The 23,105-nt window shown below is 65.0% G+C and carries 17 protein-coding genes, 1 tRNA gene and 1 pseudogene; 12 read left to right on the top strand and 7 right to left on the bottom strand.

The annotated features are described in order from the left end of the window. Positions 1-55: 55 nt before the first annotated feature. Positions 56-1,315, bottom strand: a complete 1,260-nt coding sequence (locus ACVWYP_RS30005; protein WP_304495828.1) for an MFS transporter — start codon at positions 1,313-1,315, stop codon at positions 56-58. Between the two features lie 637 nt (positions 1,316-1,952). Between ACVWYP_RS30005 and nirB the strand changes: the two genes are divergently transcribed. The 4 genes from nirB (at position 1,953) to ACVWYP_RS29985 (ending at position 8,580) form a co-directional block, all read left to right on the top strand. Next, positions 1,953-4,412 (top strand): nitrite reductase large subunit NirB, encoded by a 2,460-nt coding sequence (gene nirB, locus ACVWYP_RS30000; RefSeq protein WP_028339344.1) that lies wholly within the window; start codon positions 1,953-1,955, stop codon positions 4,410-4,412. Continuing rightward, complete coding sequence (gene nirD / locus ACVWYP_RS29995; protein WP_028335429.1) at positions 4,409-4,738, top strand: nitrite reductase small subunit NirD; 330 nt, start codon at positions 4,409-4,411, stop codon at positions 4,736-4,738. Before nirB ends, nirD begins: the two co-directional genes overlap by 4 nt. 11 nt (positions 4,739-4,749) lie before the next feature. Further along, positions 4,750-7,413 (top strand): nitrate reductase, encoded by a 2,664-nt coding sequence (locus tag ACVWYP_RS29990; protein WP_304495827.1) that lies wholly within the window; start codon positions 4,750-4,752, stop codon positions 7,411-7,413. Between the two features lie 216 nt (positions 7,414-7,629). Next, complete coding sequence (locus ACVWYP_RS29985) at positions 7,630-8,580, top strand: amidohydrolase family protein (RefSeq protein ID WP_304495826.1); 951 nt, start codon at positions 7,630-7,632, stop codon at positions 8,578-8,580. Here ACVWYP_RS29985 and ACVWYP_RS29980 read toward each other — a convergent pair. Further along, positions 8,577-8,825, bottom strand: a complete 249-nt coding sequence (locus ACVWYP_RS29980; protein ID WP_304495825.1) for a hypothetical protein — start codon at positions 8,823-8,825, stop codon at positions 8,577-8,579. The genes ACVWYP_RS29985 and ACVWYP_RS29980 overlap by 4 nt on opposite strands. Before the next feature lie 273 nt (positions 8,826-9,098). Here ACVWYP_RS29980 and ACVWYP_RS29975 point away from each other — a divergent pair, with 273 nt between their 5' ends. Next, the gene (locus ACVWYP_RS29975) at positions 9,099-10,325 is read left to right on the top strand and encodes a CaiB/BaiF CoA transferase family protein (protein WP_304495824.1); all 1,227 of its coding nucleotides are present in this window, start codon (positions 9,099-9,101) and stop codon (positions 10,323-10,325) included. Positions 10,326-10,569: 244 nt separating this feature from the next. Continuing rightward, positions 10,570-10,965: a RidA family protein gene (locus tag ACVWYP_RS29970; protein ID WP_028339340.1), complete on the top strand. Its 396-nt coding sequence runs from the start codon at positions 10,570-10,572 to the stop codon at positions 10,963-10,965. A 236-nt stretch (positions 10,966-11,201) separates the two neighbouring features. Here ACVWYP_RS29970 and ACVWYP_RS29965 read toward each other — a convergent pair whose 3' ends face one another. Beyond that, positions 11,202-11,891, bottom strand: coding sequence for a TetR/AcrR family transcriptional regulator (locus ACVWYP_RS29965; RefSeq protein WP_137479802.1), 690 nt, complete (start codon positions 11,889-11,891; stop codon positions 11,202-11,204). Positions 11,892-12,160: 269 nt separating this feature from the next. Between ACVWYP_RS29965 and ACVWYP_RS29960 the strand changes: the two genes are divergently transcribed. The 3 genes from ACVWYP_RS29960 (at position 12,161) to ACVWYP_RS29950 (ending at position 15,858) form a co-directional block, all read left to right on the top strand. Continuing rightward, entirely contained in the window at positions 12,161-13,393 is a 1,233-nt protein-coding gene (locus ACVWYP_RS29960; RefSeq protein WP_304495823.1) for an acyl-CoA dehydrogenase family protein, read from the top strand. A gap of 135 nt (positions 13,394-13,528) precedes the next feature. Further along, positions 13,529-14,587 (top strand): phosphotransferase family protein, encoded by a 1,059-nt coding sequence (locus ACVWYP_RS29955; protein ID WP_018272167.1) that lies wholly within the window; start codon positions 13,529-13,531, stop codon positions 14,585-14,587. Positions 14,588-14,943: 356 nt separating this feature from the next. Then, positions 14,944-15,858 carry a DMT family transporter gene (locus tag ACVWYP_RS29950; protein WP_028339337.1) on the top strand — a complete coding sequence of 305 codons (915 nt, stop codon included), beginning with the start codon at positions 14,944-14,946 and terminating at the stop codon, positions 15,856-15,858. A gap of 112 nt (positions 15,859-15,970) precedes the next feature. Here the strand turns inward: ACVWYP_RS29950 and argE are convergent, their stop codons facing one another. Next, positions 15,971-17,140, bottom strand: coding sequence for an acetylornithine deacetylase (argE, locus tag ACVWYP_RS29945; RefSeq protein WP_304495822.1), 1,170 nt, complete (start codon positions 17,138-17,140; stop codon positions 15,971-15,973). 432 nt (positions 17,141-17,572) lie between these two features. After that, a complete protein-coding gene (locus ACVWYP_RS29940; RefSeq protein WP_304495821.1) occupies positions 17,573-18,358 on the bottom strand; it encodes an SDR family NAD(P)-dependent oxidoreductase in 786 nt (261 codons plus the stop codon). A gap of 139 nt (positions 18,359-18,497) precedes the next feature. Here ACVWYP_RS29940 and ACVWYP_RS29935 point away from each other — a divergent pair, with 139 nt between their 5' ends. Together ACVWYP_RS29935 and ACVWYP_RS29930 are read left to right on the top strand one after the other, a co-directional pair. Next, complete coding sequence (locus ACVWYP_RS29935; RefSeq protein WP_304495820.1) at positions 18,498-19,205, top strand: histidine phosphatase family protein; 708 nt, start codon at positions 18,498-18,500, stop codon at positions 19,203-19,205. 117 nt (positions 19,206-19,322) lie between these two features. Next, positions 19,323-20,090 (top strand): SDR family NAD(P)-dependent oxidoreductase, encoded by a 768-nt coding sequence (locus ACVWYP_RS29930; protein WP_026192903.1) that lies wholly within the window; start codon positions 19,323-19,325, stop codon positions 20,088-20,090. Positions 20,091-20,253: 163 nt separating this feature from the next. Here ACVWYP_RS29930 and ACVWYP_RS29925 read toward each other — a convergent pair whose 3' ends face one another. Then, the gene (locus ACVWYP_RS29925; protein WP_304495819.1) at positions 20,254-21,477 is read right to left on the bottom strand and encodes a serine hydrolase domain-containing protein; all 1,224 of its coding nucleotides are present in this window, start codon (positions 21,475-21,477) and stop codon (positions 20,254-20,256) included. Positions 21,478-21,646: 169 nt separating this feature from the next. On the opposite strand from ACVWYP_RS29925, the gene ACVWYP_RS29920 reads away from it, so the two are divergent. Further along, positions 21,647-21,722: transfer RNA gene (locus ACVWYP_RS29920), tRNA-Trp, on the top strand. 64 nt (positions 21,723-21,786) lie between these two features. Here ACVWYP_RS29920 and ACVWYP_RS29915 read toward each other — a convergent pair. Next, positions 21,787-22,992: pseudogene (locus tag ACVWYP_RS29915) on the bottom strand (ABC transporter substrate-binding protein). Between the last annotated feature and the right edge of the window lie 113 nt (positions 22,993-23,105).

Here is a 23,105-nt window from a genome sequence, read left to right as displayed (position 1 = left end):
CCCGTTGCGAACCGTTCGCCACGTCCGAGCCCCGTCACATTGCGGAGCGGAGTCCTCAGACGCGCGCTCCCGACACCGCGCCCCAGGTGGTGCGCCAGCGGACCTTGACCATGGCAAGTCCGATGAAGCCAAGCAACGCCAGCCCGCCGAAGAACAGGAAGCCCGCCCCGAATCCGCCGGTCATGCCCTTGGCGAAGCCGAGCGTCTGGGCAAGGAAGAAGCCGCCGACGCCGCCGGCGCAGCCGACCAGCCCGGTCATCAGGCCGATCTCGTGACGGAAGCGCAGCGGGATCAGCTGGAATACCGCGCCGTTGCCCATGCCGAGCGCCAGCACGCCGATCGAGAACAGCAGCACCGAGATCCAGGCGATGCGCGGCAGTTCGGTCAACGCCCAGCCGGCCTGCGTCGGCGCGGTCGGGCCCTCCGGCATGAAGGCGATGACAAGATAGGCGGCGACCACGACGCCGAACAGGATCGACAGCGAACGAATGCCGCCGATCCGGTCGGCGATCATGCCGCCGACGGGACGGAACCCCGAGCCGAACGCGACGATCAGCGCGACCAGCATGCCGGCCGCGACGCCGGAGACATGATACTGCACGGTGAAATAGAGCGGCAGCGCGTTGGCGAGGCCGACGAAGCCGCCGAAGGTGATGAAGTAGAAGAACATGAACCAGCGGCTGTCGGAATCCTTCAGCAGCGCGCCGTAAGCCTGCAGCGAGACCTTCTTGCGCTCGCCCGGCGCGTCCTTGGCTGCGAACGCGTAATAGGCGAGCACCATCAGCATCGGAATCAAGAGGCAGCCGAACACGGCCTGCCAGCCCCAATGCTCGGCAATGGTCGGTGCAAGCAGCGTGTCGAGCACGACGCCCATATTGCCGGCGCCGGCGATGCCCATCACCACGCCCTGATATTGCGGCGGATACCAGCGGCTCGCCTGGGGCAGGGCGACGGCAAACGAGGCGCCGCCGACGCCGAGCGCCAGCCCGAACAGTTCGATGGCGAGCTTGCTGGTGAGCCCGAAATGCCACACCGCCGCGGTCGCGGCGATCACGACGAGCTGGGCGATGATGCCGGTGCGCTTGGCGCCGATGATGTCGGCGAGAATGCCCATCGGCACGCGCAGCAGCGCGCCGGCGAGCACGGGAATGGCGACCAAGGTGAACTTCTCGTTCACCGCCAAATTCATGTCGCGCGCGATGTAGACGATCAGCGGTCCGAGCGCGACCCACGCCATGAAACTGATGTCGAAGTACAGGAACGCGGCAAGCAGTGTCGGCCAGTGACCTGCCTTCTTGAACTCGGCTAGCTTCATCGCAAGCATCTCGCGTTGATGCGGCGGAGGCAGCCGCACAAAGCGCGGCCGTCTCAAGCGCAGACAAATGGAATGTGGGTGAATGCTGAGTGCGCTCGTCGTTGAGACGCACTCCGTCAACAGCTGTGGTCAGCAATTACCGTGCCATCGATCGGGTTGCGCCGCTTTGCCGTGCAGTCGCAAGATGTTGCCGCGCAATCGCGAACAGCGTTCCGCGGCCGCACGTGGCGTGGCTTGCGGCAAGTGCCGCCGCGCAAACGCGCACGCTGGTGCTTTTTTGTGCGATGCGCCAAGCCCGCGCGATCGCGCATCAAATGCGACTTCGCGATCGCCACCGCGGCCGGCGATGCTGTGATGCACAAGAGATCATCGGCGTGGCTAAAATTTCGGCCGGCTGTCGGCGCCGCGGGCGACCCGGCGGATTTTGGTCGGCCGGAAACCTGTTGATTTTGCAACCGGATTCGCCCGCCACGAGTTGGCACGCGTTTTGAATAACAATCAATAACGGAACATCGGTCGTCATCGAAGACGGTCTGCGCCCGCGGCTGGGCTTCCTACAACTCCAAACCTTTATCGGTGCCCATCAACGACGCACGCCGCGTCGCTGCGCAGCGCCGTCGGAATTGAAAGGCAGACCATGCTCGACAAAGTGACCAAGCAGAAGCTCGTGGTGATCGGCAACGGGATGGCCGGCATCCGGACGGTCGAGGCGCTGCTGGAGCGCGCGCCCGATCTCTACGACATCACGGTGTTCGGCTCCGAGCCCTACGGCAATTACAACCGCATCCTGCTGTCGCCGGTGCTCGCCGGCGAGAAGACCGTCGACGACATCATGCTCAACACCGTCGACTGGTACGAGGACAACAACATCACGCTGCGCAAGGGCGAGACGGTCACCATGATCGATCGCCGGACCTGCGAAGTCGTCACCGAGGCCGGCGAGCGGGTGCCCTATGACCGCCTCTTGATCGCGACGGGCTCAAACCCGATCATGCTGCCGCTGCCGGGCAAGGACCTGCCGGGCGTGATCGGCTTCCGCGACATCTATGACGTCGATCGCATGATCAAGGCCTCGACCGACTATCGCAACGCGGTCGTGATCGGCGGCGGCCTGTTGGGCCTCGAGGCCGCCAACGGGCTGATGAAGCGCGGCATGAACGTCACGGTCGTGCATCTGCTCGACACGCTGATGGAGCGTCAGCTCGATCCGGTGGCCGGCGGGCTCCTGCGCAAGTCGCTGGAAGAGCGCGGCATGGTGTTCAAGATGCCGGCGCAGACCCAGGCGATCCTGGGCGAGGACCGCGTCACCGGCGTGCGCTTCGGCGACGGCACCGAGCTGCCGGCCGATCTCGTGGTGATGGCGGTCGGCATCCGCCCGAATTTCGAGCTCGCCAAGAAGGCCGGACTCTATTGCGAGCGCGGCATCGTCGTCTCCGACACCATGCAGACCTATGACGGCCGCATCTACGCGGTCGGCGAGTGCGTGCAGCACCGCCGCCAGACCTACGGTCTCGTCGCGCCGCTGTTCGACCAGGCCAAGGTCTGCGCCAACCACCTCGCGATGAAGGGTTTCGCCACCTATGACGGCTCGGTCACCTCGACCAAGCTGAAGGTCACCGGCATCGACCTGTTCTCGGCCGGCGACTTCGCGCCGGGGCCGGACAAGGAGGAGATTGTGCTGCAGGACGCCAACCGTGGCGTCTACAAGCGCATCATCCTGAAGGACAAGAAGATCGTCGGCGCCGTGCTCTATGGCGACACCATCGACGGCCCCTGGTACTTCCAGCATCTGCGTGACGGCACCGACGTCTCGCATATGCGCGAGCGCCTGGTGTTCGGCGCCGCCAATCTCGGCGATGGCGGCGTCAGCGGCCAGAGCTCGGTTGCCGCGATGAGCGACGAGACCGAAATCTGCGGCTGCAACGGCGTCTGCAAGGGTGCCATCGTCAAGGCGATCAGCGAGAAGAAGCTGTTCACGCTCGACGACGTCCGCGCCCATACCAAGGCGTCGTCGTCCTGCGGTTCCTGCACCGGCCTTGTCGAGCAGGTGCTGGCGTTCACGCTCGGCGGCGACTATTCGGCGGCGCCGAAGGTCAAGCCGCTGTGCAAATGCACCGATCACAGCCACGACGACGTCCGCCGCGTCATCGTCGAGCAGCAGCTCAAGACCATTCCCGCGGTCATGCGCTTCATGGAGTGGAAGACCCTGAATGGCTGCCACTCCTGCCGTCCGGCGCTGAATTACTATCTGCTCGCGACCTGGCCTGGTGAATATCGTGACGATCAGCAGTCGCGCTTCATCAACGAGCGCGTCCACGCCAACATCCAGAAGGACGGCACCTATTCGGTGGTGCCGCGGATGTGGGGCGGCGTCACGACGCCGAGCGAGCTGCGCGCGATCGCCGACGTCGCCGAGAAGTTCAGCATCCCGACGGTGAAGGTCACCGGCGGCCAGCGCATCGACCTGCTCGGCGTCAAGAAGGAGGACCTGCCTGCGGTGTGGGCCGACCTCAACGATGCCGGCATGGTCTCGGGCCACGCCTACGCCAAGGGCCTGCGCACGGTGAAGACCTGCGTCGGCTCCGAATGGTGCCGCTTCGGCACCCAGGATTCCACCGGCCTCGGCGTCAAGCTCGAGAAGTTCATGTGGGGATCGTGGACGCCGGCCAAGGTCAAGCTCGGCGTCTCCGGCTGCCCGCGCAACTGCGCGGAAGCGACCTGCAAGGACGTCGGCGTGGTCTGCGTCGATTCCGGTTACGAGATCCATTTCGCCGGCGCCGCCGGACTGCACATCAAGGGCACCGAGTTCCTGACCAAGGTCGAGACCGAGGATGAATGCCTCGAGGTGATCGTGGCGCTGACCCAGCTCTACCGCGAGGAGGGCTGGTATCTCGAGCGCATGTACAAATGGTGCGACCGCGTCGGTCTCGAGCAGATCAGGAAGCGCGTGGTCGACGACGTTGCGAACCGCAAGGCGCTGTTCGCCCGCTTTGCCTATTCGCAGCAGTTCGCGCAGACCGATCCGTGGGCTGAGCGTGCCAGCCGCGGCGTCGACCGCAACGAGTTCGCGCCTCTCGCCGAATTGGAGCTCGCATGACCCAGTGGATCGAAATCGGCGCATTGACCGACATTCCGCGGCTCGGCTCGCGCGTGGTGCGCACGCCGGGCGGCAACATCGCGGTGTTCCGGACCGAGAGCGACGAGGTGTTCGCGCTCGACGACCGCTGCCCGCACAAGGGCGGGCCGCTGTCGCAGGGCATCGTGCACAACAAGCGCGTGACTTGTCCGCTGCATAACTTCGTCATCGAGCTGGCGAGCGGGCAGGCGGTCGCGCCCGACGAAGGCTGCACCCATACCCATCCGGCCAAGGTCGAGAACGGCGTTGTCTGGCTGTCGGTGCGGCAGGCGGCTGCGGTGAGCTGAGCGGTCAGGCAATGTCCGTCAAGACCACGTGTCCCTATTGCGGTGTCGGCTGTGGCGTCATCGCGTCGAAGGACGCGGCGGGTGCCGTCACCGTCGAGGGCGACAGGCAGCACCCGGCCAATTTCGGCCGGCTCTGCAGCAAGGGCTCGGCGCTCGCCGAGACCATCGATCTCGACGGGCGTCTGCTCGAACCGATGGTGGACGGCGCGCCGGCGGCATGGGACGACGCCCTCGATCGCGTCGCCGATGGCTTTGATCGCATTATTCGTGAGCACGGCCCGGACGCGGTCGCGTTCTATGTCTCCGGCCAGCTGCTGACCGAGGACTATTACGTCATCAACAAGCTCGCCAAGGGCTTCGTCGGCACCGCCAATATCGACACCAATTCGCGGCTGTGCATGGCCTCCAGCGTCGCCGGGCACAAGCGCGCCTTCGGCAGCGACACCGTGCCGGGCTGCTATGAGGACCTCGAGCAGGCGGACTTGCTGGTGCTGGTCGGCTCCAACGCCGCCTGGTGCCATCCGATCCTGCACCAGCGCATGCTGGCGGCGAAGGAGAAGAACCCGGCCTGCAAGATCGTGGTGATCGATCCGCGCCGCACCGCGACCTGCGAGGGCGCCGATCTGCATCTGCCGCTGCGCTCGGGCAGCGACTCCGTGCTGTTCAACGGGCTGTTCGCCTTCCTTGCCGGCAGCAACGCGGTCGACCGCGGCTTTGTCGGCAATTGCACGACGGGTGTCGTCGACGCGCTCAAGCAGGTCGGCGGCCAGACCGTGGCGCAGACCGCGGCGACCTGCGGCCTGACCGAAGGCGCGGTCGGGCTGTTCTTCGACTGGTTCACCCGGACCGAGCGCGTCGTCACGCTGTATTCGCAAGGCATCAACCAGTCGTCGAGCGGCGTCGACAAGGTCAACGCCATCATCAATTGTCATCTCCTGACTGGGCGCATCGGCCGTCCCGGCATGGGGCCGTTCTCGCTGACCGGCCAGCCCAACGCGATGGGCGGCCGCGAGGTCGGCGGGCTCGCCAACCAGCTCGCCGCGCATATGGAGATCGACAACCCCGCGCACCGCGCGCTGGTGCAGCGGTTCTGGCGCGCGCCGGTGATCGCGGAGAAGGCCGGGCTGAAAGCGGTCGACATGTTCGACGCGATCGCCGACGGCCGCATCAAGGCGGTGTGGATCATCTCGACCAATCCGGTGGTAAGCCTGCCGGATGCCGATCGCGCGCGCGCCGCGCTCGACGCCTGCGAGCTCGTCGTGGTGACGGATTGCATGCGCGACACCGATACCACGCGCCATGCCGACGTGCTGTTGCCGGCGCTGGCGTGGGGCGAGAAGGACGGCACCGTCACCAATTCCGAGCGCCGGATCTCGCGGCAGCGGCCGTTTCTCGCAGTACCAGGCGAGGCGCGCGCCGACTGGCGCATCATCTGCGACGTCGCCGCCCGGATGGGATATTCCGGCTTCGATTACGCTTCGGCCGCCGAAGTGTTCCGCGAGCACGCCGAACTGTCGGGCTTCGAGAACAGAGGCCGGCGCGATTTCGACATTTCGGCGCTGGCGACGCTGGACGATGACGCCTATGACGCGCTGGCGCCAGTGCAGTGGCCGGTGACGTCAGACCATCCGGCCGGCACGCCAAGGATGTTCGAGAGCCAGCAATTCTTCACACCAGACCGCAAGGCGCGCTTCGTGCCGGTGGCGCCGCGCGCGGCGCGCAACGCGACCAGCCGCGACTTTCCGCTGGTGCTCAACACCGGCCGCGTGCGCGATCAGTGGCACACCATGACCCGGACCGGCAAAACCGGACGATTGATGGCGCACGTCTTCGAGCCCTATGCCGAGTTCCACCCCGAGGATGCGCGGCAGGCCGGGCTGCAAAACGAAGGGCTGGTGCGGCTGACCAGCAGCTGGGGCGAGATGATCGCGCGCGTCGTGGTCAGCGCCGACCAGCGCCGCGGCTGCGTGTTCGTGCCGATGCACTGGAACGCGGAGTTCGCCGGCGAGGGCCGCGTCAACGCGCTGGTCAATCCGGCAACAGATCCGCTGTCCGGCCAGCCGGAGTCCAAGCACACGCCGGTCAGGGCCGATCCTTACGCGCCGAAATGGCACGCCTTCATCCTGAGCCGCGACGCGATCAGGCGTCCGGCCAGCGGCTATTGGGTTTACGGCAAGGCCGGCGATTGCACGCGGCTCGAACTTGCGCTCGATACCCGCCCGGAGAGCTGGCGCGACTGGGCGCGGGCGCAGCTCGGCCTCGAAGGTGTCGAGATCGAATGGATCGCCTATCGCGATCCGGCCGCGGGCCGCTTCCGCTACGCGGCGGTGCGCGACGGCCGGCTCGAGGGCTGTGTGTTCATCGCGCCCGATCACACGCTGCCGTCGCGGGCCTGGCTGACCGGGCTGTTCGCCGAACAGCAATTGTCGGCCAATGCGCGGATGGCGCTGCTCGCCGGACGGCCGTTCGGCGCGGGCGAGGATGTCGGCCCGATCGTCTGCTCCTGCTTCAGCGTCGGACGGCACCAGATCACCGCCGAGATCAAAAAGGGCGCCGACAGCGTCGATGCGATCGGCCGCTGCCTGAAGGCCGGCACCAATTGCGGCGGCTGCAAGCCCGAGATCGGCAAGCTGATCGGCGCCACCGCGCAGCCGCGGCAGGCGATCGCGTCGTAAGTCGCTACGCATCGCCGCCGCGCCAGGGTCCAACCGAGACATGCGTGGTTCAAGATTGTTGCGGCGCAAATTGACCTTGAGCCCTATTTCTACGGCCGCAATTTCCTGATGTGATCTTCAATATTGCGAGCCAATTTGCTTTGACCCCAGCCCAGGGGGCGCCGTGTCGATCACCATTGTGTCGTGAGCAAAGCTATCGAACAGGAAGGAGATTACATGCCTTCTCGCCGTCATTTTCTGACCGGCACCGTCGCGACCGGCGTCGCGCTGTCAATGCAACGCGCCACGGCAGCAGTCGCGCCGCAAAAACGAGTGATCGTCGATTCGCAGGTTCACCTGTGGCCGGCGAGCACCCCGGAAAGACCCTGGCTCCCCGGTGCCAAACCGCAGCTTCCGGAGCCCTTCACCATCGAGCGAATCATTCCACTGATGGACGAGGCTGGCGTCGACCGCGTCATCATCGTTCCGCCAGTGTCGCTTGAAGGTGAGCGCATCGATTATGCCCAAGAGGCAGTCAGACGGTATCCGGGCCGCTTCGCCATCATGGCGCGTGTCGCCCTCGACAAGCCCGACCGCGCGGCACGGCTGGCGACTTGGCGCGACCAGCCCGGCGTACTGGGCGTGAGGTTGAACTTCGGCCCCGGCGAAGCGGCGTGGCTGACAGACGGGACCGCGGACTGGTTCTGGCCGGCGGCGGAGAAGGCCCGCCTGCCTGTGATGTTTCTCACCGAGGGCCAGACGTCGCTGTTCGCTCGCATCGCCGAGCGGCATCCGCAACTTACGCTCATCATCGATCACATGGGCGTCGGCGCGGGCCTGCGCCCACGTCCCGGCTCATCGAAAAACAACATGGTGCCGGAAGCTATCGTCCAGGCGGCCGCGCTCGCAAAATATGCGAATGTATCGGTGAAGCTGTCGTCGGTCCCGCTGATTTCGACTGAGCCGTATCCATTCCGTGACGTGACCCCGCATATCCAGCGCCTGTTCGACGCCTACGGCCCGGAGCGCTGCCACTGGGGAACCGATATAACCAATTCATTCGCCCGGGCCACTTACCGGCAGCGCGTGACGCAATTCACGCAGGAGCTTCCGTTCCTCAGCGAAAGCGACAAGGACTGGATCATGGGCCGCGCAATCCTGGCGCGGCTTCGCTGGACGTCGTCCTAGCAGCCGCGGCAGATGCTCTTCAGCTTGCTGTTGAGCAGGCGGTCCTCCTCATCCGAAGCTGCCTTGGTGTAGGGGTCGTTGCCGTGGCGCTTGTCGTCGGCAAAACCGCCGGCGCCAGTGGCGCCGCCCACGTGCATCCCATGCATCGCGTGCCCGCCGTGGCCGTGGCCGCCGCGCGCATCCACCGCCGGCATAGCGGCCGCAAGCAGCGTCAGCAGCAGCCCGACCGTCGTGATCGTCCGCATGTTTTCCTCCTCGTCGCGGCAAAATACCGCTGACGCTGAGGCAAATCGGTGTCGGCCATCTTCACAATTTCGCGTGGCGACAATCGGAGCAGGGGCCGGCCGGTTCCGGCCAAATATCGCTGGTCGCGCCGCACATAGGCCGCCCGGGGATGGCTTCATGCCGACAATGCAGTGCTCACCACACCAAAATGGTGTATCGGCAGGCTTGAGCGCGCGCGGGCAGCGGCCGGGCGCGACACAATCAAGATATCGCAAGATTTTGGAGGAACGTTCATGTCGGCTCTGCCACTCTCGGGCATCAAGATTCTCGACCTGACGCGGGTGCTCGCGGGCCCGCTGTCGGCCCAGATGCTGGCGGATCTCGGCGCCGAGGTGATCAAGATCGAGCGGCCCGGCGGCGGCGACGACGCCCGTGCCTTCGGCCCGCCCTATCTCGCCGACCCCGAAGGCAAGCAGAACAACAACAACTCGTTCTATCTCTGCGCCAACCGCAACAAGAAGTCGGTCACCGTCAACATCGCCAAGCCGGAAGGGCAGGCGATCATCCGCGAGCTCGCCAAGACGGCCGACGTGATGATGGAGAACTACAAGGTCGGCGACCTCAAGCGCTACGGCCTCGACTACGAGACCATCAAGCAGCTCAACCCCGGCATCATCTATTGCTCGGTCACAGGTTTCGGCCAGACCGGACCTTACGCGCCGCGCGCCGGCTATGACGCGATCCTGCAGGCGATGGGCGGGCTGATGAGCGTCACCGGCCATATCGACGGCGAGCCCGGCGAGGGCCCGATGAAGGTCGGCCCTTCGATCGTCGACTACATGACCGGCATGAACACCTCGATCGGCATCCTCTCGGCGCTCTACCATCGCGATGCCAACAACGGGGAAGGGCAGCATATCGACGTCTGCCTGTTCGACACGGTGATCGCATCGCTGTCGCACTGGCTGCAGATCTACCTCGTCAATGGCAAGACCCCGCCGCGCCGCGGCACCTGGGGCAATGGCGGCATGCCGGCCGGCGTGTTCCGCTGCACCGACGGCGAGCTGATGCTGGTGGTCGGCAATGACGGCCAGTTCCAGCGCACCTGCGCCGTGCTCGGCGAGCCCGAGCTCGCGAGCGACAAGCGCTTCGTCAAGAACAACGACCGCGTCGTGCACGGCAAGGAGATCATGGCGATCTTCGCCGGGCTGTTCCTGAAGCATCCGGTGGCCTACTGGCTGGAGAAACTCGAGGAGGCCGGCGTGCCGTCCGGCCCGATCAACAATTTCGAGCAGGTGTTCAGCGATCCGCACGTGCAGTCGCGCGGCATGCGGGTGAAGGTCGACCATCCCTTCGAGCCGAACCTGTCGCTGATCCGCAACGCGCTGACCTTCTCGGGCACGCCGATCACCGAATACCGCGCCCCGCCGCTGTTAGGGGCCGACACCAAGGAGGTCCTGGCGACCATCGGTTATGACGACGCCAAGGTCGAGGGCCTCAAGGCGCAGGGGATATTGTAGGCGCTGACTTCGAGGCCGCGGGCCACCGTTCCGTCATCCTGAGGAGCGGCCACCTGGCCGCGTCTCGAAGGATGAACGGCCCGGCTGGTGGCCGTCGATCCTTCGAGACGGCCGCTGCGCGGCCTCCTCAGGATGACGGTTAGACAGTGAAGCCCCGTGCGACAACACTTCGACCGGTATCGAAGCATCATTGACATCCGCCCGCTATCTTGGCGCCATCGATCCCTCATCGAAGGTGCCAATCATGAAACGGGAAGTGGTCCGCGTCGAGCCGATCTCGAGCTGGCTTGAGCGCTGGAAGGCGCCGGCATCGCCGGTCACCCGCGCCGGCAACATGGTGTTCGTCTCCGGCCTGCCGCCGTTCGATCCCGCGACCGGCGAGTTCGCCGCCGGCGCGTCGATGGAGCGGCAAAGCGAGCTGGTCATGGAGCAGCTCAAGCAATGCCTCGAGGCGGCCGGCGCCACGCTCGACAATGTGATGAAGTGCAACGTGTTCTGCACCTCGGCAAAGCACTTCACAACCTTCAATGCAGTCTATGCAAGGTACTTCCCGCACCAGCCGCCGGCGCGGATCTTCGTCTGCATCCCGGAATGGACCGGGCCGTTTGACGTCGAGATCGACTGCATCGCGATGGTGTAGGGCGCGCCGACGGAGTCTCGCATCGCGCAATAGGCTTCGCGTCACCTCGCCCCGCGTGCGGGGAGAGGTCGGATCGCATCGTGAGATGCGATCCGGGTGAGGGGGAGTCTCCGCGAGTTCGGCTGCAACCGTCTGTGCGGAGCGGCCCCCCACCCGAACCCTCTCCCCGCAAGAGCGGGGCGAGGGGGCGCAGTCTCATCGCCGGCGTTATCCGGCCTGGCTTCGTCGCGTGCGTCTCACAGATCCTGGCGCGTCAGCCGACCGTGCATCGCGACCGGCCGCGCGGCCGGTCTGCTCGGCACGTCGCCCATCGTCAGCGCCATCACCGAGACCGTGACCACGCGATCGATGATGGCGCGGACGTCGTCGAGGTCGCATTTGCCTTCCGACAGCCGCAGCAGGCGTTCCTTCTCGCGGATGGTGTGATGCGCCATCGCGAGCGCGAAGTGCAGGCCCCAATAGAGCTCGGTGTCGCTGCTGGCCGGCATCGCGCGGCGCATCGCGGCGGCGAATTTGCGCAAGTGATCGACTTCGCGATTCTTGATGCGGCGGATCGGCGGCACGGATTCGATCGAGGCGCGGATCATGAAGCGCGCCGCGGTCGAGCCCTCGCGATCCGGCCCGAGGCAGCCGCGCAAGGTGGGGCCGACGAGGGCGCGCATGATGTCCTCGATCGCGGCGCGGCCGCCGCCTTTTTCCTCCGCCGCGCGCAGTTCGTTGAGGCGCTCGCGGTTGGTCTGGATGCTGCGGGTGACGAACAGCTCCGCGATCAATTCGTCCTTGGAGCCGAAATGATAGTTCACCGCCGCGAGGTTGACGTTCGCCTCCGCGACGATGTCGCGCAGCGTGACGTCGCCGAAGCCGCGGTCGGCATAGAGCCGCTCGGCGGCGGCGAGAATGGCGGATCGGGTCTGGTCGCTGGCCATGGCTGGGAGCCTTTCCGTTATTCCGCGGTACGCCGGGGAATGACGAAGACGACAGGGAGTTGCATTTCAAACATTTGTATGAAACTATCGTTTGAAGAGCCGGAAATGTCAATCCGCTGATCGCGGGCGGTCATCTGGCACACCACCGCCGCCCTTCCGCGAACGCCCTTGCGAGCCGCGGAGGCGGGGACAACAATGTCGACAAATGGCTACGGCCCAGGTCATCCGCCCAGGTCAGCGGCCCAAGTCTAGGAAACGAGGAGCGTCCCATGGATTTCACGATGTCGCCCAAGCAGAAGGAATGGCTGGAGCGCGTTCAGGCTTTCATGAAAACGCATGTTCGCCCCGCCGTGCCGATCTACGACAAGCAGGACGCCGAAGGCCCGCGCTGGAAGGTGATCCCGATCCTCGAGGATCTGAAGAAGAAGGCGAAGGCCGAAGGCCTCTGGAACATGTTCATGCCGCCGTCCTCGCATGAGGACGATGAATTCCATGGCGCGGGATTGACCAATCTCGAATACGCGCTGCTGTCGGAAGAGATGGGCCGCATCTCCTGGGCGTCCGAAGTGTTCAACTGCTCCGCCCCCGATACCGGCAACATGGAAGTGTTCATCCGCTACGGCACCAAGGAGCAGAAGCGCAAATGGCTGCGCCCGCTGATGGACGGCGAGATCCGCTCCGCCTTCCTGATGACCGAGCCGGCGGTCGCTTCCTCCGACGCCACCAACATCGAGACCCGCATCGAGAAGGACGGCGATCACTACGTCATCAACGGCCGCAAATGGTGGTCGTCGGGCGTCGGCGATCCCCGCTGCAAGATCGCGATCCTGATGGGCAAGACCGATTTCAACGCCGCCAAGCATCAGCAGCAGTCGCAGATCCTGGTGCCGCTCGACACCCCCGGCATCAAGGTCGAGAAGATGCTGCCGGTGTTCGGCTTCGACGACGCGCCGCACGGCCACGCCCAGGTGCTGCTCGAGAACGTGCGCGTGCCGAAGGAAAACATCCTGCTTGGCGAAGGCCGCGGCTTCGAGATCGCGCAGGGCCGACTCGGTCCGGGCCGCATCCATCACTGCATGCGCACCATCGGCCAGGCCGAGGAGGCGCTGGAGAAGATGGTGAAGCGGCTCGCCTCGCGCACCGCGTTTGGCAAGAAGATCATCGAGCACTCGGTCTGGGAGCAGCGCATCGGCGAGGCCCGCGCCGACATCGAGATGAACCGTCTGCTCTGTCTCAAGGCCGCCGACATGATGGACAAGGTCGGCAACAAGACCGCGCAGGCCGAGATCGCGATGATCAAGGTCGCGGCTCCCAACATGGCGCTGAAGATCATCGACCAGGCGATCCAGGCCTATGGCGGCGGCGGTGTCTCCGACGAAGCAGGCCTCGCCCGCGCCTATGCCCACATCCGCACGCTCCGTCTCGCCGACGGTCCGGACGAGGTGCACAATCGCGCCATTGCCAGACTTGAACTTCGGAAGTATGCAAACACGTCGCACTGAGCATGATGCGGAACGCATGGCGTTCGCGCGCACATCGTGCTCAGAATGAAAAAGAGAGATCAGGCTGGCGTGCCAGCCTGATTGAGGGAGCGCCCCGACGCGCTCCTTGAAAAATCGAGTTGAGGGAGCGTCATCGTGGCGGACGGCGTCAGGAAAGACGAAGAATTTTCCGGCACAAGGGAAGTCGAGGAGCGCCATCGTATCAACGAGGCCAGTCTCGACGCCTGGATGAGGGAACACGTCGAGGGTTATCAGGGCCCGCTCACGGTCCTGCAGTTCAAGGGTGGCCAATCCAACCCGACCTACAAGCTCGAGACCCCCGGCCGCAACTACGTGATGCGGCGCAAGCCGTTCGGTAAATTGTTGCCGTCGGCGCATGCGGTCGATCGTGAGTTCCGCGTGATCGCGGCGCTCGGCAAGCAGAATTTCCCGGTCGCGAAAGCCTACGCGCTGTGCACCGACGACGCGGTGATCGGCTCGGCCTTCTACATCATGTCGATGGAGGAGGGGCGGGTGTTCTGGGATCCGACGCTACCGACCCAGGAGCCCGACGCGCGCCGCAAGATCTTCGCCAGCAAGATCGAGACGCTGGCCAAGCTTCATCTGTTCAATCCCGAGGCGATCGGCCTCGGCGATTTCGGCAAGCCCGGCAATTATTTTGCGCGACAGGTCGATCGCTGGACCAAGCAGTACCGCGCCTCCGAAACGCAGCACATTCCCGAGTTCGAGAAGCTCGCCGAGTGGCTGCCGAAAACCGTTCCGGAGCAGAAGCGCGTCTCGATCGTGCATGGCGACTATCGCCTCGACAACATGATCTTCCACGCCACCGAGCCGCGGGTGCAGGCGGTGCTCGACTGGGAATTGTCGACGCTCGGCGATCCCATGGCCGACTTCACCTATCTGCTGATGCAGTGGACCATGCCGGGCCTCGTCAATGCCGACCTCAAGGCATTGAACATTCCGAGCCAGGATGAGGCAGCGCAGATCTACTGCGACGTGACCGGCATCCCGGTGCCCGACCTGAACTGGTATTTCTCCTACAATCTGTTCCGCCTCGCCGGCATCACGCAGGGCATTGCGGGGCGGGTCCGCGACGGCACCGCGTCGAATGCCAAGGCCCTCGAGTCGGCCAAGCGCACCGTGCCGCTGTCGCAGGCGTCATGGGAATACGCGCAGAAGGCCGGCGCAACCTGATCCAGGAACGCGGCGCGATCCCGCAGGGTTCGCGCCGCTTTGCTTTCACCTCGCCCCGCTTTGCGGGGAGAGGTCGGAACGCATGCAGCGAAGCGAAATGCGATCCGGGTGAGGGGGACTCTCCGCGAGTTCATTTGTCACCGGGGTTGCCGAGATAGCCCCTCACCCCAACCCTCTAAGAGCGAGCTGCGCTCGTCTCGACCCCGCAAGAGCGGGGCGAGGGAGCAAGATCGCGCCGCTGCTGCAAGGTGCGGCATGTTTCCGCATTGTAGCCATCTGTGACTTGAGTTCGCGCCGCCGCTTTGGCAAGTCAGTCCGGTCAACGCCCGCCCTGGTCCTGATCGGACATTTTCATTTTGACCCTCTCCTCGAACCTTCGCGGCAGCCTGTTCATGGCTGCGGCCATGGCCAGCTTCACGGTCAACGACACCATCACCAAGGCGGTGTCGGCGGAGCTCAACATCGGCGAGATCCTGCTCGTCCGCGGCCTGGTCGCGATGGTGCTGGTCGCGGCGCTCGCCTGGTACCGCGACGCGTTGCGCAGTTTTGGCGCGCTACTGATCTGGCCGGTCGGACTGCGCGTCCTTGGCGAGATCGGCGGCACGCTGACCTATCTCTCCGCGATCTCGCAGATCCCGCTCGCCAACGCCTCGGCGATCTTCCAGGCGCTGCCGCTGGTGATTACGCTCGGCGCCGCGCTGGTGTTCGGCGAGCCGGTCGGCTGGCGGCGATGGCTCGCAATCGCCGCCGGCTTCATCGGCGTCCTCGTCATCGTTCGGCCCGGCGCGGAAGGCTTTAGCCAGGCTGCGCTCTTGGCGCTGGCGTCGGTCGGATTCTGCGCGGTGCGCGATCTCGCCACCCGCCGCATCCCGAAGCACTTGCCGACCGTCTTCATCACGCTGCTCACCACCGTGACCGTGACGACGGCGGGGGCTGTCGTCCTGGTCCCGCTCGGCGGCTGGCGGCCGCCGTCCGGCAATGCGCTCGGTCTGCTCACCTTCGCCGCGGTGCTGATCCTGATCGGTTACCAGTGCATCATCGTGTCGCTGCGCACAGGCGACATCTCGGCGGTGGCGCCGTTCCGCTACACCGCGCTGCCATGGGCGATGCTGACAGGCTATCTCGCTTTCGGCCACAAGCCCGACGGTCCAATGCTCGCCGGCGCCGCGATCATCGTCGCCTCGGGCCTCTATGCCTTCTACCGCGAGCGCAAGCGCGACAAGCTCCGCCCGGCCGCGACCGGGCCGGGCCTGCCGCCGGATGGTTTGTGAGGCATCCGTGATCCGTAGGATGGGTGGAGCGCAGCGATACCCATCATGGCGCCGCGGATACGAGGTGATGGGTTTCGCTTCGCTCTACCCATCCTACGCAATCATTTGCAAATCACTTCGCGCAATGTGCGATCAGCCGCGCGACGAATGCGCCGCAGGCCTCGAGCTGCGACATCTCGACGAATTCATCCGGCGTATGCGCCTGTGCGATCGAGCCGGGGCCGACCACGACGGAGGGCACATCCGCCATGCTGACGAACAGGCTGGCCTCGGTGCCGAAGGCGACCTTGGCGTGGTCGTTGCGGCCGGCAAATTGCTTGGCGAGCGTGACGATCGCAGCGTCCGCCGCGGTGTCGAGCGCGGGGTAGTCGAGGATTTCCTCGAAGTCGATGCCGCATTCGGGGTGCCGCTTGCGCATCGCCGGCTCGATCTCGGCCTTCGCCCAGGCGATGATCGCATCGGTCACTTCTCTCGACTCGGTGATGCCGATGCCGCGGCATTCGAATTCCACCACGCAACTGTCGGGCACGATATTCAGCGCGGCGCCGCCATGCACGATGCTGGTGAGCAGCGTCGAGTGCGGGACATCGTAGAGGCTGCCTTGTTCGGCATCCGCGGCCAGCAACGCGGCGCGGCGGCGGATTTCGGTGATGAGGTCGGCGGCATATTCGATGGCGTTGACGCCGTCGGGCGCGATCGAGGAGTGGCGGGCGAGCCCGCGGAACGTGGCGCGCACGCCGTGCTTGCCCTTGTGCCCGACGATCACCTGCATCTGGGTCGGCTCGCCGACGAAGCAGCCAAGCGGCTTGATCGGCTTGCGCGCGACCTCGCGCAGCATCGGCCGCACGCCGACGCAACCGATCTCCTCGTCATAGGAGATGGCAAGATTGATCGGCGTCTTCAGATCGGCCGCGAGCATCTCGGGAACCATCGCGAGGCAGACGGCGACAAAGCCTTTCATGTCGGTGGTGCCGCGGCCGTACAGCCGGCCATTGCGCTCGACGAGCTCGAACGGGTTGTGGCTCCAATCCTGTCCCACAACCGGCACGACATCGGTATGCCCCGACAGCACCAGCCCGGCCTTGTCCTCGGGGCCGACCGTGACCCACAACGAGGACTTCTGCCCGGTCTCATCGACGATGCGTTGCCCCGTGAGGCCAAGCGAGGCGAGGTAACGCTCGATGTAATCGATCAGAGGCAGATTGCTGCGGTCGCTGACGGTGTCGAACGCGACGAGGTCGGCCAAAAGCTTGCGGATGCGGTCGGGACGTTGATTTTGCATTGCCTGTTCGTTTGCGAGGGACTGTGCGAGGAATGACGAGTGTGCGGGCGATCCTGCCAGCGAAGTATAACAGCTGGTTGGCCTGCCGAGGCCAAGCAATATTCGGACCGTTGCCGGCGGTTATTGCAAGGCACTGGCCATGAGGCAGCGCAAGGTTGGGTAGAGCGCAGCGAAACCGATCGACTTTGATCGGCGCGGAAGCATGGTGGGTTTCGCTGCGCTCTCCCATCCACATATTCGGTGTCGTCCCTGCGAGGGCAGGGACCCATAACCACAAATGCTGATTGTTGAACGATGCTGCGACAACGAGTCCCGTTCTCAACACGCGCCGCGGCGTATGGATCCCTGCTTTCGCAGGGACGACAGTTGTGAATGTGGCGCCGTTGTCGCGTCACACGGACTGGCAGGCCCAGCGAACGGAGAGCGCCCTTGCTAGATCGGCTTGCCCGTATACGGCATCGACGCCGTCAGGCCGCCGTCGACCGGGATGGCCTGGCCGTTGACGTAGGACGCTTCATCGCTCGCCAAAAACAATCCCATCGCGGCGAGTTCGTGCGGCTGGCCGGCGCGCTTGAGCGGATTGAGCTGGCCGATCTTGTCCTGGGTGCCGCGCTCCTTGGCGCGATCGAACACGGGCTTGGTCATGCCGGTCTCGATCAGGCCTGGGCACACCGCATTGATGCGCACGCCGGTGCCGGAGAGCGAGTAGGCGGTGGTCTGCACCAGGCTGATGACGCCGGCCTTGCTCGCACCATAGGGATGTCCGCTGGCACCTGACTTCAGGCCCGCGACGGAAGCGGTGCAGACGATCGAGCCAAAGCCCTGCTTGGTCATGTGCGGGATCGAATGCTTGATCGCGAGGAACGGGCCGATCAGATTGACGCGCAGCACTTCCTGCCAATGTTCGACGGTCTGGTCGGCGAGCGGGACGAGACCGCCGCTGACGCCGGCATTGGCCCAGATCGCATCGAGCTTGCCGTACTTCGAAACCGCCTTCTCGATGAAGGCCTTCACGTCGCTCTCCGAGCCGGCATCGGCGGTGACGGCCTCGACGGTGCCGCCGGCGTCGCGCACCAGCTTGGCGGTCTCGTTCACGCCCTCGGTGCGATCGACCGCGATCAGCTTGGCGCCTTCTCTGGTGAACAGCAGCGAGGCGGCGCGGCCGATGCCGCTGCCAGCGCCGGTGATGATGACGGATTTACCTTCGAGGCGGCCCATGATTTTCTCCCTGTTCACATGATCCCCGACGCGTCTGCCGCACGACGGAATTCAAACAAAATTTCAAACGTCCGAAGCACTTGAGGCGATGTGCGGCGTGACGTACAGCGAGACGGGACACTATTGAAGGGCTCATCCGATGTCCAATCCAGACAAGCCTGACGTGAAGGTGACGCGGTGGTGGTGGGTTCGCCACGCGCCGGTGCGCAGCGACGGCGGCAACATCTACGGGCAAGAGGATATCGACTGCGACACCGGCGACACCGAAGTGTTCGAGGCGGTCGCCAAGATGTTGCCGCGCGATGCGATCTGGTATTCGAGCAATTTGAAACGCACACACAAGACCGCCGACGCGATCTGGGCTGCCGGGTTTCCAAAGCCGGAAAGCATGACGCAGGAACGCGACTTCGCCGAGCAGCATCTCGGCCAATGGCAGGGTATGAACCGCGCCGCGTTTCTCGCCAGCCGTCCTCCGGGCACGGCCTGGTTCGCCGATGTCAACGAGCCCGCGCCCGGCGGCGAGAGCTACATGGATCTCTATACCCGCGTCTGCCGCACCATTGTGCGGATCACCGCCGCGGAAGCGGGCAGGAATATCATCGCCGTCGGCCATGGCGGCGTGATCAAGGCCGCGGTCGGGCTGGCGCTCGGCGGCCAGCCGGACCGCGGATTGTCCTTCGACATCGACAACGTCTCGGTGACGCGGCTCGATCACATCGCGAGCGCCGGCCTGTCGACCTGGCGGCTGCCGATGGTGAACCAACAGCCGTGGATTGCCGATCCGCGCCACGCCGCGATGCATCAGCCGTCCGGACCTGAAGTCAGGCCGGCGAGCAAGCTTGCGTGATCGTCATTCCGGGATGGTCCGAAGGACCAGACCCGGAATCTCGAGATTCCGGGTTCGACGCTGGTGCGTCGCCCCGGAATGACGCTAAGACGAACACTTAACATCAGGGAGAGAAAAATGACCTTGTTCGACATGAAGGGAAAAGTCGCCGTCATCACCGGCTCGACGCGCGGCATCGGGCGCGCGATCGCCGAGCGGATGGCCGAGCACGGCGCCAAGGTCGTGATCTCCTCGCGCAAGGCCGACGTCTGCGAGCAGGTGGCGAAGGAGATCAACGACAGCTACGGCAAGGGCACCGCGGTTGCGATCGCGGCGAACATCTCGTCGAAGGAAAACCTGCAGAACCTGGTCGACGAGAGCAACCGCGCCTTCGGCAAGATCGACGTGCTGGTCTGCAACGCGGCGTCCAATCCTTATTACGGTCCGCTCGCCGGCATCTCCGACGATCAGTTCCGCAAGATTCTCGACAACAACATCGTCGCCAACAACTGGCTGATCTCGATGGTGGTGCCGCAGATGATCGAGCGCAAGGACGGCTCGATCATCATCGTGTCCTCGATCGGCGGCCTGAAGGGCTCTACCATCCTCGGCGCCTACGCGATCTCCAAGGCCGCCGACATGCAGCTCGCGCGCAACCTCGCCTGCGAATACGGCAAGCACAATATCCGCGTGAACTGCATCGCGCCCGGCCTGATCAAGACCGACTTTGCGAAGGCGCTGTGGGACAATCCGGACAATCTGAAGGCCTCGACCGCACGCTCGCCGCTGCTGCGGATCGGCGTGCCGGACGAGATCGCGGGCGCCGCCGTGATGATGGGCTCGCGGGCCGGCGACTTCATGACCGGCCAGACCATCGTGATCGACGGCGGCGCGACGATCAGCTGACGCGTGTTGGTGCGCAAAGCGCGCCATATTCAATCTGTCATCACCCGCGAAAGCGGGTGATCCAGTATTCCAGAGGCAGTGATTATTGAGCCGATGGGCCGCGGCGTACTGGGTCGCCCGGACAAGCCGGGCGATGACAGTCTTGGATGAGGAGGGAGGCGCCTCACTCCACCGCCGCGTACACCCCGTTGCGCACCAGCGAGCGGGTATATTCGCGCTGGCCCGGGCCCTGCATCATGAAGACCGCGATCAGGTCTTCGCTCGGATCGATCCAGAAGAACGTGCCGGCCATGCCGCTCCAGAAATACTGGCCGACCGAGCCGGAGAACGGCGCGATGCCCTGCTGCATGCGCACGGCGAAGCCGAGGCCGAAACTGTGGCCGGGCGACACCAGCGTGCCCTGGATCTTGACGCCGGCGCCGAGGTGATCGGAGGCCATGAATTCGAGCGTCTTGCGGCCGATGATCCTGGTGCCGTCGAGCGAGCCGCCACCCAGCAGCATCTGCGCGAAGCGGGCATAGTCCATCGTGGTCGAGACCAATCCGCCGCCGCCGGATTCCATCGCCGGCTTCTCCAGCATGTTGAACAGCTGCACCTTCTCGTTGGTCCAGGGATCGTTGGCAAACGCCTCGGCGAGGCGGCCGGCATTGGCCTCCGGAGTATGGAAGGCGGTCTCGGTCATCTGCAGCGGATTGAGGATGCGCTCGGTGAGGAACGCGCCGAGCGTCTTGCCGCTGACGACCTCGATGATGCGGCCGAGGATGTCGGTGGAGCGGCTGTAGTTCCATTCGGCGCCGGGCTGGCAGACCAGCGGCATGCCGGCGAGCATGGTGGCATGCTCGGCATTGGTGATCTTGCGGCTGCGCAGCCGCGACTGCTGGTAGAGCTGCTGCACCGGGCCGTTGCCGGTGTGGTCATAAGTAAGCCCAGACGTGTGGCGGAGCAGGTCCTGGATCGTCATTTGCCGCTTCGCCGCGACCAGCTCGAGCTTGCCGTTGTTCTCGACGCCGACCTTGGTCTCGGCGAATTCGGGAATGAATTTCGCAACCGGGTCGTTGAGCAGGAAGTGGCCGTCCTCCAGCAGCTGCATGATGCCGACCGAGACGATCGGCTTGGTCATCGAGAAGATGCGGAAGATCGTGTCATGGGTCATCGGCGCCGAGGCGGTCGGGCTTTGCCGGCCGATCGCGTCGAACCAGCCGATCTGGCCGCGCCGCGCCACCAGCACCGTCACGCCGGGCACGGTTCCCTTGTCGACCTCGCGGCGGAAGGTGTCGGACATCGCCTGCAGCCGCGCGCTCGACAGCCCGATCGATTCGGGCTTGGCGAGGGGGAGGGACGGGGTGGTCGGGCTGGCGGCGTGCTTGGTGGCGGTTTGGGCGTTCATAGTCTCTCCCTGGTTCTTGATTCTTGCGGCGAGGTGCCGACGCGGGGTGATCGCCGAAGTCTGGCGCAGAAGTTTTGCAATGAACAGGAGCTTCACCGCTTCGCCCTTGCAAACCGGGCATGCCCTGTGCTTGAAACGGCGCGAACCGGCGGCGACGCGGGTTCCCTGCAGGAGTGTAGCTCAATTGGTAGAGCACCGGTCTCCAAAACCGGGGGTCGCAGGTTCGAGCCCTGCCACTCCTGCCAGCTTTTACCCAATCATTTGAATGCCTTGGCCGAGGTCCCGGACCCCGGCCATGATCATGTTTGCCTACTTGATGAGCGGGCAGCCGCCGTCCTTCAGCGGCCGGAACGCCTGGTCGCCGGGCACTTCGGCGAGCACCTTGTAGTAATCCCACGGCGCCTTCGATTCCTCGGGCTTCTTGACCTCGAACAGGAACATCGAGTGCACCATGCGGCCGTCCTCGCGGACCACGCCGTTATCGGTGAAGGCGTCGCGGACCGGGGTCGCGCGCATCTTGGCCAGCACCGGCTTGGTCTCCTTGGTGCCGGCGGCCTTCACCGCGTTGAGGTAGTGCAGGGTGGCGCTGTAGGTCGCGGCCTGGTTCATCGTCGGCATCCGCTTCATGCGCTCGAAGAAGCGCTTGCCGAAGGCGCGGGTGCGGTCGTTGAGATCCCAATAGTAGGCCTCGGTGATGATCAGGCCCTGCGCGAGCTTCAGCCCGAGGCTGTGGATGTCAGAGATGAACATCACGATGCCGGCGAGGTTCTGCCCGCCCGCGACGATGCCGAATTCGGAGGCCTGCTTGATGGTGTTGATGGTGTCGGCGCCGCCATTGGCCATGCCGATGATCTTGGCCTTCGAGGCCTACGCCTGCAGCAGGAAGGACGAGAAGTCCGGCGTGTTGAGCGGATGCCGCGCGCTGCCGAGCACCTTGCCGCCGGCGGCGCGGACCACGTCGCCGGTGTCGCGCTCGATCGAATGGCCGAACAGATAGTCGGCGGTGATGAAGAACCAGGTGTCGCCGCCGTTCTTTACGATCGCGCTGCCGACGGTGTGGGCGTTGGCGTAGGTGTCGTAGGTCCAGTGCAGCGTGTAGGGCGAGCAGGACTTGCCGGTGATGTCGGAGCTCGCCGCATCCGTCACGATCATGATCTTCTCGAACTGCTTCGACATCTCCATGCCGGCGAGCGCGGTCGCCGAGGTCGGCATGTCGATGATCATGTCGACATTCTCGGCCTCGTACCATTTGCGCGTGATAGTGGCGGCGACGTCGGCCTTGTTGAGGGCGTCGGCGGTGACGAGCTCGATCGGCTTGCCGAACATCGACCCGCCGAACTCCTCGATCGCCATCTTGGTGGCCTCGACATTGCCGGCACCGCCGATGTCCGAATAGACCGACTGGAAATCCGTGAGCACGCCGATCTTGAGCGGCGCCTGCTGCGCGAGCGCCGGCCCTGCCAGCGCAGCCGCGATCAGGCCGGCGGCGGACAGACTCGTGACGATGGATTTCATGATGGTGTGCCTCCCCGAGGTGTTCTTGTCAGTTTGTCCGACAAAGCTAGATTTGCCCGGTTCCGGTGTCAATTCCGACTGCCCGGGTGCGACAATCAGGCCGAATATTGCCT

It is taken from the genome of Bradyrhizobium sp. USDA 3262, assembly GCF_054060035.1.
The sequence above is the reverse complement of the archived record's forward strand: the minus strand, read 5'-3'. Positions and strand labels throughout refer to the sequence as shown.

Bases quoted from the DNA above. Each gene is read 5' to 3' on its own strand.
- argE (WP_304495822.1), bottom strand. From the start codon at position 17,140: ATGCAAAATCAACGTCCCGACCGCATCCGCAAGCTTTTGGCCGACCTC.
- nirB (WP_028339344.1), top strand. From the start codon at position 1,953: ATGCTCGACAAAGTGACCAAGCAGAAGCTCGTGGTGATCGGCAACGGG.
- ACVWYP_RS29980 (WP_304495825.1), bottom strand. From the start codon at position 8,825: ATGCGGACGATCACGACGGTCGGGCTGCTGCTGACGCTGCTTGCGGCC.
- ACVWYP_RS29975 (WP_304495824.1), top strand. From the start codon at position 9,099: ATGTCGGCTCTGCCACTCTCGGGCATCAAGATTCTCGACCTGACGCGG.
- ACVWYP_RS29935 (WP_304495820.1), top strand. From the start codon at position 18,498: ATGTCCAATCCAGACAAGCCTGACGTGAAGGTGACGCGGTGGTGGTGG.
- ACVWYP_RS29990 (WP_304495827.1), top strand. From the start codon at position 4,750: ATGTCCGTCAAGACCACGTGTCCCTATTGCGGTGTCGGCTGTGGCGTC.
- ACVWYP_RS29970 (WP_028339340.1), top strand. From the start codon at position 10,570: ATGAAACGGGAAGTGGTCCGCGTCGAGCCGATCTCGAGCTGGCTTGAG.
- ACVWYP_RS30005 (WP_304495828.1), bottom strand. From the start codon at position 1,315: ATGAAGCTAGCCGAGTTCAAGAAGGCAGGTCACTGGCCGACACTGCTT.
- ACVWYP_RS29960 (WP_304495823.1), top strand. From the start codon at position 12,161: ATGGATTTCACGATGTCGCCCAAGCAGAAGGAATGGCTGGAGCGCGTT.
- ACVWYP_RS29985 (WP_304495826.1), top strand. From the start codon at position 7,630: ATGCCTTCTCGCCGTCATTTTCTGACCGGCACCGTCGCGACCGGCGTC.
- ACVWYP_RS29940 (WP_304495821.1), bottom strand. From the start codon at position 18,358: ATGGGCCGCCTCGAAGGTAAATCCGTCATCATCACCGGCGCTGGCAGC.
- ACVWYP_RS29965 (WP_137479802.1), bottom strand. From the start codon at position 11,891: ATGGCCAGCGACCAGACCCGATCCGCCATTCTCGCCGCCGCCGAGCGG.
- ACVWYP_RS29930 (WP_026192903.1), top strand. From the start codon at position 19,323: ATGACCTTGTTCGACATGAAGGGAAAAGTCGCCGTCATCACCGGCTCG.
- ACVWYP_RS29925 (WP_304495819.1), bottom strand. From the start codon at position 21,477: ATGAACGCCCAAACCGCCACCAAGCACGCCGCCAGCCCGACCACCCCG.
- nirD (WP_028335429.1), top strand. From the start codon at position 4,409: ATGACCCAGTGGATCGAAATCGGCGCATTGACCGACATTCCGCGGCTC.